This window comes from Aquiflexum sp. (assembly GCF_977115555.1).
On the sequence record NZ_CDSBKL010000166.1, the window covers coordinates 1 to 8,455 of the forward strand.

Below are 8,455 nucleotides of genomic sequence, written 5' to 3' on the forward strand. Positions count from 1 at the left end.
ACGTTTGGGAAAATTTACAAAATAAGCAATCGAAATATTATTTTCATTTCTAAATTTCCAAATTCTATTAATTATCTCTAAAGTATTTGCCTTCATAAGTAAACTTGATATTGATTTTTAGTTTCCAAATATAGTAAAGAATATAGATTTGGGTATTTATTTTGGATTTCAATACCTACAAAAATTTGAATTTATTCTAACAAAAAAACTCCAAACCCAAGTTGAAAAACTGAAGTTTGGAGCTTGATTCGTATTTTAGGTTTTGGTTAACCTCTTTTGTTCATAGAAACGTAATTTCTATTAACCGCACCTGTATAGATTTGACGTGGCCTTCCGATTGGTTCTCCATTTTGTCTCATTTCTTTCCATTGGGCGATCCATCCTGGGAGACGTCCCATTGCGAAAAGAACTGTAAACATTTCCGTTGGGATACCCAAAGCCCTGTAGATGATTCCTGAGTAGAAATCCACATTTGGATAAAGGTTTCTTTCAACGAAATATTGGTCGTTCAATGCTGCATATTCCAATTCTTTGGCGATTTCCAAAACAGGATCAGATACACCCAATTTTGCCAAGACATCGTCTGCAGCTTTTTTGATGATTTTAGCTCTTGGATCAAAGTTTTTATAAACGCGGTGGCCGAATCCCATCAATCTAAAGGGATCATTTTTATCTTTTGCCTTATCGAGGAATTTTTTGGTGTCACCTCCGTCGGCTTTGATTGCTTCGAGCATTTCAATTACAGCCTGATTGGCACCACCGTGAAGTGGCCCCCAAAGCGCATTGATACCGGCAGATATGGAAGCAAAAATACTAGCCTGTGAAGAGCCTACGATTCTCACGGTCGATGTAGAGCAGTTTTGTTCGTGGTCTGCATGTAGAATAAGCAGCTGATCGAGAGCCTTAGTAACAATAGGGTCTACATCATATTTTTCAGCAGGTAAGGCAAACATCATTTTTAAAAAGTTAGAGCAATAATCAAGGCTGTTGTCAGGATAGTTTACCGGATGACCTACTTCATTTTGGTATGCCCAAGCCGCAAATGTTGGCATTCTGGCCAACAACCTTAGAATACTTAAATTGACTGCATCCTCGTTTCTGGTTGGATCCAAAGATTCTGGATAGAATGCAGTCAATGAGCAAATCAATGAAGAAAGCACGCCCATTGGGTGTGAGTTAGAAGGGAATCCATCAAGTATTTTTTTGATGTCTTCGTGTACCAAAGTATGGGTGGTAATTTCTCTTGTGAATTTCTCGAACTGTTGCTGTGTTGGAAGTTCTTCATAAATCAACAGATAAGCAACTTCAAGAAAAGTTGACTTTTCAGCAAGTTCTTCAATATTATAACCTCTATACCTTAGAATACCGAGTTCACCATCCAAAAATGTAATGTAACTTGTCGTAGAACCTGTGTTTTTAAATCCTGGGTCAATTGTAATTAATCCTGTCTGAGCTCTTAATTTAGCTATGTCTATAGCTTTTTCATTCTCAGTTCCTTCAATAATTGGGAGTTCAAAATCTTTTCCTCCGTATGAAAACTTAGCGGTTTCGGACATAAGTATTGTTTTTATTTTTCTGTTTATCGTTTCAAAGTGATTAACTTCCTTTTCTGCCCTTAAGTTAATAAAAACGTGTATTTTTCACATGTTTAATTACATCAATAGCGAATTAAAGATTATGAATTTTATTGTATGTTATTTTTTGAAATTCAAAAATCTGAAAGGATTTCGGATTATTTTTATCCAAATACGTAATTATTGTTACTTAAGAGTGGTTTTTTTAGATTAATATTTTTTTGACTGCCAAAAAGGAGGTTAGAATTTTTTACAAAAAAAAAGCCCCGAAGGGCTAATTTTATTTACAGAAGTGTTCAAAAACCTCAATGAGATGTTCACCAATCATTTTTGCGTTTCTTCCTTCGATGTGGTGTCTTTCAATGAAGTGAACCAACTCACCGTCTTTGAACAATGCCATGGCAGGAGAGGATGGAGGATATGGTAAATGGAGCTGCCTGACTTTTGCTACTGCAGAGGCATCATTTCCAGCAAAAACAGTTGCCAATACATCTGGTTTGACATCACTTTGATCTAAAGCCAACCTAACTCCAGGTCTTGCTGCACCGGCAGCGCAGCCACATACAGAGTTGATGACAATGAATGTGGTCCCTTTGTGGTCTTTCAAATGGGTTTCCACTTCTTCGGCTGTTCTGAATTCCTGAAAACCAACATTGGTCAGTTCAGAACGCATGGGAGCAATTAATTCCTCTGGGTACATATTTTTTTTAATTTTTTATTTTTAAAGAAAACCTAATTCAAGTTTAGCTGCTTCGGACATCATGTCCTGCGAATAGGGAGGATCAAAGGTAAGTTCTAATTCTACATGATTGATTCCCTGAATTTGTTGGATTTTATTTTTTACTTCTGAAGGAATAAATTCCGCTGATGGACAATTGGGAGAAGTGAGTGTCATCATGATGTATACATTATTCACAGGATAGACACTGATTTCATATATCAATCCTAATTCGTACACATCAACAGGAATCTCAGGATCATACACTTGCTTGATGGCATTGATTACTTTGTCCTTAAGTTCTTGCGAAGGTATTTCCTTTATCTCTTCTGTGGTTTCTGACATATCATTTATACATTTTGCTTGGCCTGATAAGCCAAAGCGTATAATTTCATTTGCTTGATCATTGCCGATAATCCGTTTGATCTTTGGGAACCGATGATAGTTCCCATTCCTATTTTATCTATAAAGTCCAGTTCAGCCTTTAGGATTTCTTGAGGCGTCCTATCTGACAGCACCCTGATCAATAAGCTGATAAGTCCTTTGGTAATATCTGTATTTGAGTCGGCAAGGTATTGTATTTTATCCCCATCCTTTCTAGTGGTCAGCCAGACTTTGGATTGGCAGCCTTTGATGATATTTTCGTCTACCCTTTCTTCCTCAGGAAATTCGGGTAATTGACCTCCCAATTCCATGATATAGTAAATGGTAGATTCTTTGTCATCACCCAAAATCTCAAATTCTCCAATGATTTCTTCCTGTATGTCCTGGATACTGCTCATTTGTTTTTGATTTTGGCAATTTTCGATAAGCTAACCGCCATTTGGTCAATTTCGGATTTGGTATTGTAAACAGAAAATGAAGCCCTTACAGTTCCCTCGAGACCCAATCTCTGCATCAAAGGCTGGGTACAATGGTGTCCTGTTCTCACCGCAATCCCGTTGGCATCGAGCATCACTCCAACATCAAAGGGATGCATTCCATTAATATTGAATGACAAAACGCTTACTTTTTCAGTTGCTGTGCCCACCGGGACAAAACCTTTGATCTCGCCAAAGGAATCGTTGGCGTGCCGAAGTAGATTGTCCTCGTGGTTTTTGATGTTTAGTTTTCCAAGAGAAGAGATGAAATCCAAGGCTTTTTGGAAGGCGATTACATCAGCGATGTTTGGAGTGCCTGCCTCAAATTTGAATGGGATTTCATTATAGGTTGTTTTGGCAAAGGTGACTTCTTTGATCATTTCGCCACCTCCTTGGTAAGGAGGCATGATTTCAAGTAGGCTTCTTTTTCCATACAAAATTCCCAAGCCGGTTGGTCCATACAATTTGTGAGCAGAAAAAGCCAGAAAGTCGCAATCCAATTCCTGTACATCGATATCGAGGTGGTTGGTGGATTGTGCCCCATCTAAAAGCACTTTGGCACCAACTTGGTGGGCTTTCTCGATGATCTTTTTTACAGGATTGATGGTCCCCAAGGCATTTGATACATGGACGATACTTACAAATCTTGTCTTTTCTGTAAGCATTTTTTCAAATTCCTCTAATAGGATTTCCCCCTGGTCATTGATAGGAATGATTCTCAGGATAGCCTCTTTTTCATCGCAGAGCATTTGCCATGGTACGATGTTAGAGTGGTGCTCGAGGGTTGAAATGATGATTTCATCCCCTTTGGTGATAAATTTCCTTCCGAAGGAAGAAGCTACCAAATTGATACTTTCTGTAGTTCCTTTGGTGAAAATTATTTCAGCACTTTCAGATGCATTGATAAAGTTCTTGACACCCTCTCTTGTCTTCTCATAATACCTCGTAGCACGATCGGCCAAGGTATGAGCTCCTCTATGGATATTTGAGTTGTCATGCTCATAATAACCTGTAAGTGCATCAAGAACCGATTGGGGCTTTTGTGTAGTCGCAGCATTGTCAAAATAAATCAAAGGTTTACCATTGACCTCCTGATGGAGGACAGGAAACATCGCTCTGATTTCTTCGATATTCAATGCCATGACTTCTCCTTAAAAATTACTTCCCAAGCGATTTTGAACAATGTTTACTATATGATTTTGGAAAGCATCGTAAGAGATATGGTCCATGACTTCACCTGTAAAAGCATAAAGCAACATTCCTTTAGCCTGTTCTTTTCCCAAACCTCTGGCTCTCAGATAGAATAAGGCTTCTTCATCCAATTGACCGGTAGTGCATCCGTGAGAGCATTTTACATCGTCCGCCCAGATTTCCAATTGCGGCTTGGTATTCACTATCGCATCTTCTGATAACAGGATATTGTTGTTTTGCTGAAAGGCATTTGTCTTTTGCGCATCCTGTCTCACGAAAATTTTACCATTGAAAACCCCTCGGGAACTGTCAGCCAAAACCCCTTTGTACAATTCATTAGATTGTGCATGCGGCTTGGTATGGTCGACGTTGGTATGGTTGTCCACATGGGTTTTTCCATTCAAAAGGTACAAGCCATACATATTTCCTTCGCATCCCGAATCCAGGAGATTCAAGCTCAAGTTATTTCGTACCATATCTCCCGAAAGAGAAATGACCACGGAAGTGAATACAGCATCCCTATGGATATCTGTTTCGGTATTATTGACTGTAATTGCGTTTTTGCTTTCGTTTTGAAGTCTATTGTAATGGACTTGAGAATTTTGACCGACTTTAATTTCAGTCACGTTATTGCTAAAATAACTTTTGTCATCAAGCGAAATACTGTCTTCCAAGAAGGTAACTTCTGCATTGTCCTCCACTTCAATCAATATTCTGGATTGTATTACCTGTCCTTGATTTGCTTGATTTAGAAAAAGGAAAAGAATTGGTTTTTCTACTTTTTGGTTTTTAGAAACCTTAAGATAAACACCGTCTTCAAATGAGACATTGTTGAGAGCAACAAATGGGTCTTTTTCTTTCTTAGCAATTTTTCCAAACAACTCAGGTTTTGTGTCTCCTATTGAGGAAAGAATGTACCCCTCGTTGGAAACAGAAGATAATTCCTTTTCAAAAATCCCATTGTTGAAAATCAGAAGATCTCCATCAAACCCTTCAAAAACGTGGGTTTTGATGATGTCAGAGTTAAGGTTGATTTTTAAAGCAATGGAAAAATCAGAAATTGACTGCTCCAGTTTTTTACTGATGGCAGTGAATTTATATTCTTCATCTTTTATTGCCGGAAGGCCGTTTTTTTCAATCAAGTCTTTGCTCGATGCTCTCAATTCAGAGAATGAAGATCGGTCAGGTACATGATTAAAAAAGGAATCAAGTATTGTATTCTTTGTAGTTGTTGTCATTGATTTCAAAAGATTATTGGTAAAAACTGGAATTAGACGGAAGCGGCATTCACTTCTTCTTTGATCCAATCGTACCCTTTTTCTTCCAATTCCATCGCCAGTTCTTTTGTGCCTGATTTTACGATTCTTCCATTATAAAGAACATGGACATAATCAGGTACAATATAATCCAACAGCCTCTGATAGTGCGTGACCACAATGGTTGCGGTTTTGTCAGACTTCAGTTTATTTACACCATTGGAAACAATTCTCAAGGCATCAATATCCAAACCAGAATCCGTTTCATCCAAAATAGAAAGGGTAGGTTCCAACATGGCCATTTGAAAAATTTCGTTTCTCTTTTTTTCACCACCGGAAAATCCTTCATTCAAAGACCTGCTCAACAGTTTTTGGTCTATCTCTACCAATTTCATTTTTTCTTTCATCACAGAAAGAAACTTGACAGCGTCCAATGCGGGTAAGCCTCTGTACTCACGGACTTGGTTGACGGCAGTTCTCAAAAAATTCGTGGTGCTTACTCCAGGAATTTCAACAGGATATTGGAATGCAAGAAATACACCTTCCCTTGCCCTGTCTTCGGGAGCCAATTCGAGCAGGTCTTTACCTTGAAACAATACTTCGCCTTCTGTTACTTCATATTCTTCTCTTCCGGCCAAAACTGAGGCTAGGGTAGACTTCCCCGAACCATTTGGACCCATGATAGCATGCACCTCACCGGCTTTGACTTCGAGGTTTATACCTCTTAATATAGGAGTGCCTTCGATAGAGGCATGTAAATTCTTGATTGTTAACATGTACGATTTGAAGTTAGAAATTTGAAATTCGATGAGCCTAGAATCACCGATTAAACTTGTTACCTTTTAATTCACTTTCTTTTAAATATTTCATGAAACCGGAAATTGATTTCATGATCTCGACATTTTTTTCAATTAGCTCACTGAATTTTTCCTCTGTTATATATTTGCGGTCCAAAGCCCGATATAATTGCGAGCGAGATTCACCACATGAACCTTTTGCAATACTTAAGAAATTTATAAACTCTTTATTTCCTTCTCTCTCAAATCCTTCAGCAATATTGTCCATAATGGATCCTGAAGAATTTAAAATTTGATTTCTCAATCCAAAGTCCTTTTCTAGCCCATTTGAATTCGAAATTTGAAATATTTCTACACTAAAATTTCTTGCTTTTTGCCAAATTTCAAGATCTTCAGAACGACGGATAGTACCCATAATCTCAAATTTCAAACCGGGAATTTACTATCCAACACTTCCCTCTAGTGTAAGTGCGAGAAGCTTTTGTGCCTCTACTGCAAACTCCATAGGAAGCTGGTTCAATACTTCTTTTGCGTAGCCGTTTACAATAAGGGCTACGGCGTCTTCAGTACTGATACCTCTTTGATTGCAATAAAATAATTGGTCCTCACCGATTTTGGAGGTAGTGGCTTCGTGCTCGACTTTGGCAGTTGGATTTTGAATATCTATATATGGAAATGTATGCGCGCCACAACGGTCACCCATTAATAGAGAATCGCACTGAGAGAAATTCCTAGCGTTGGATGCCCTTTTCATCACCTGAACCTGACCTCTGTAGGAATTCTGGGACTTGCCTGCAGAAATACCCTTAGATACGATCCTTGATCTCGTGTTTTTGCCGATGTGGATCATTTTGGTACCTGTATCAGCTTGTTGGTAATTATTGGTAACAGCTACAGAGTAAAATTCCCCAATTGAATAATCTCCTTTGAGTATACATGAAGGATACTTCCAAGTGACTGCAGAACCGGTTTCGACCTGAGTCCATGATATTTTGGAATGGTCGCCTGCGCAAATTCCTCTTTTGGTCACAAAATTATAAATCCCTCCTTTGCCTGATTTATCTCCCGGGTACCAATTCTGAACAGTGGAATATTTTACTTCCGCATTTTTTGCTGCATATATTTCTACTACTGCAGCATGCAACTGATTTTCATCTCTCTGTGGAGCCGTACAACCTTCCAAATAAGACACATAAGATCCTTCATCTGCTATAATTAATGTTCTTTCAAATTGCCCTGTATTGGCAGCATTGATTCTGAAATAAGTAGAAAGCTCCATTGGGCACCTGACTCCTGTAGGTATGTAGCAGAATGAGCCATCAGAAAAAACAGCAGAATTGAGTGCTGCATAATAATTATCAGTCATTGGGACTACAGACCCCAAGTATTTTTTGACGAGTTCTGGATGTTCATGAACAGCCTCACTGAAAGAACAAAAAATAATTCCTAATTTGGAAAGTGTTTCCTTAAAAGTCGTACCTACAGAAACTGAATCAAGAACGGCATCGACAGCGATCCCTTGTAATCTTTTTTGCTCGTTAAGATTGATTCCCAACCTCTCATAAATCTGAAGTAATTCAGGATCAATTTCATCCAGACTTTTAGGCTTGTTACTTTTCTTTGGAGCAGAGTAATACCGGAGTCCCTGAAGATCAATTTTTGGATAATGAACATTAGCCCAAACCGGTTCAGTCATGGTTAACCAATTATTAAAAGCCTTCAGTCTCCATTCGAGTAACCATTGAGGTTCTTCTTTTTTTGCAGAAATCCAACGTATGATATCCTCATTTAATCCAATAGGAGCTTCGTCGGCTTCTAAATTAACTGACCATCCATGTTCGTAATCTTTAGAGGTTAATTCTTCTAATATCTTATTGTCCTTGCTCATTTGTTTGAGTAATTTAGACTAATTATAGTTTGTGAGGCGAAGATACAACATTAAACCAAAATATAATGTTCAATTCCATTGGAAAAATTGATCCATTATGCACTATGAGGACCTTATTTCTCACAAAATCAACTATTTAAAAATTAAAATAGCTGAGAGTTTGTATCTCAG

General features: G+C 38.2%; 9 protein-coding genes. All 9 read right to left on the reverse strand.

The genetic code is table 11. From position 1 onward, the window contains the following. Positions 1-266 precede the first annotated feature (266 nt). On the reverse strand, positions 267-1,556 hold the full coding sequence (locus ACZFYI_RS11105) for a citrate synthase (protein WP_462524200.1): 1,290 nt from the start codon (positions 1,554-1,556) through the stop codon (positions 267-269). 298 nt (positions 1,557-1,854) lie between these two features. Next, entirely contained in the window at positions 1,855-2,274 is a 420-nt protein-coding gene (locus ACZFYI_RS11110; protein WP_462524201.1) for a BrxA/BrxB family bacilliredoxin, read from the reverse strand. Positions 2,275-2,295: 21 nt separating this feature from the next. After that, positions 2,296-2,637 (reverse strand): DUF59 domain-containing protein, encoded by a 342-nt coding sequence (locus tag ACZFYI_RS11115; RefSeq protein WP_258421968.1) that lies wholly within the window; start codon positions 2,635-2,637, stop codon positions 2,296-2,298. A 5-nt stretch (positions 2,638-2,642) separates the two neighbouring features. Continuing rightward, positions 2,643-3,074 (reverse strand): SufE family protein, encoded by a 432-nt coding sequence (locus ACZFYI_RS11120; RefSeq protein ID WP_462524202.1) that lies wholly within the window; start codon positions 3,072-3,074, stop codon positions 2,643-2,645. Beyond that, on the reverse strand, positions 3,071-4,294 hold the full coding sequence (locus ACZFYI_RS11125; protein ID WP_462524203.1) for a SufS family cysteine desulfurase: 1,224 nt from the start codon (positions 4,292-4,294) through the stop codon (positions 3,071-3,073). Before ACZFYI_RS11125 ends, ACZFYI_RS11120 begins: the two co-directional genes overlap by 4 nt. Positions 4,295-4,303: 9 nt before the next feature. Continuing rightward, positions 4,304-5,581 carry a Fe-S cluster assembly protein SufD gene (gene sufD / locus ACZFYI_RS11130; RefSeq protein ID WP_462524204.1) on the reverse strand — a complete coding sequence of 426 codons (1,278 nt, stop codon included), beginning with the start codon at positions 5,579-5,581 and terminating at the stop codon, positions 4,304-4,306. A gap of 32 nt (positions 5,582-5,613) precedes the next feature. After that, on the reverse strand, positions 5,614-6,375 hold the full coding sequence (gene sufC, locus ACZFYI_RS11135) for a Fe-S cluster assembly ATPase SufC (protein WP_462524205.1): 762 nt from the start codon (positions 6,373-6,375) through the stop codon (positions 5,614-5,616). A gap of 43 nt (positions 6,376-6,418) precedes the next feature. Continuing rightward, positions 6,419-6,811, reverse strand: a complete 393-nt coding sequence (locus ACZFYI_RS11140; RefSeq protein ID WP_462524206.1) for a four helix bundle protein — start codon at positions 6,809-6,811, stop codon at positions 6,419-6,421. A 27-nt stretch (positions 6,812-6,838) separates the two neighbouring features. Continuing rightward, positions 6,839-8,284, reverse strand: coding sequence for a Fe-S cluster assembly protein SufB (sufB, locus tag ACZFYI_RS11145; protein WP_462524207.1), 1,446 nt, complete (start codon positions 8,282-8,284; stop codon positions 6,839-6,841). Between the last annotated feature and the right edge of the window lie 171 nt (positions 8,285-8,455).

Excerpts from the sequence above, each read along its gene's own strand:
- sufD (WP_462524204.1), bottom strand. The coding sequence starts at position 5,581 with ATGACAACAACTACAAAGAATACAATACTTGATTCCTTTTTTAATCAT.
- sufC (WP_462524205.1), bottom strand. The coding sequence starts at position 6,375 with ATGTTAACAATCAAGAATTTACATGCCTCTATCGAAGGCACTCCTATA.
- ACZFYI_RS11115 (WP_258421968.1), bottom strand. The coding sequence starts at position 2,637 with ATGTCAGAAACCACAGAAGAGATAAAGGAAATACCTTCGCAAGAACTT.
- ACZFYI_RS11125 (WP_462524203.1), bottom strand. The coding sequence starts at position 4,294 with ATGGCATTGAATATCGAAGAAATCAGAGCGATGTTTCCTGTCCTCCAT.
- ACZFYI_RS11140 (WP_462524206.1), bottom strand. The coding sequence starts at position 6,811 with ATGGGTACTATCCGTCGTTCTGAAGATCTTGAAATTTGGCAAAAAGCA.
- sufB (WP_462524207.1), bottom strand. The coding sequence starts at position 8,284 with ATGAGCAAGGACAATAAGATATTAGAAGAATTAACCTCTAAAGATTAC.
- ACZFYI_RS11105 (WP_462524200.1), bottom strand. The coding sequence starts at position 1,556 with ATGTCCGAAACCGCTAAGTTTTCATACGGAGGAAAAGATTTTGAACTC.
- ACZFYI_RS11120 (WP_462524202.1), bottom strand. The coding sequence starts at position 3,074 with ATGAGCAGTATCCAGGACATACAGGAAGAAATCATTGGAGAATTTGAG.
- ACZFYI_RS11110 (WP_462524201.1), bottom strand. The coding sequence starts at position 2,274 with ATGTACCCAGAGGAATTAATTGCTCCCATGCGTTCTGAACTGACCAAT.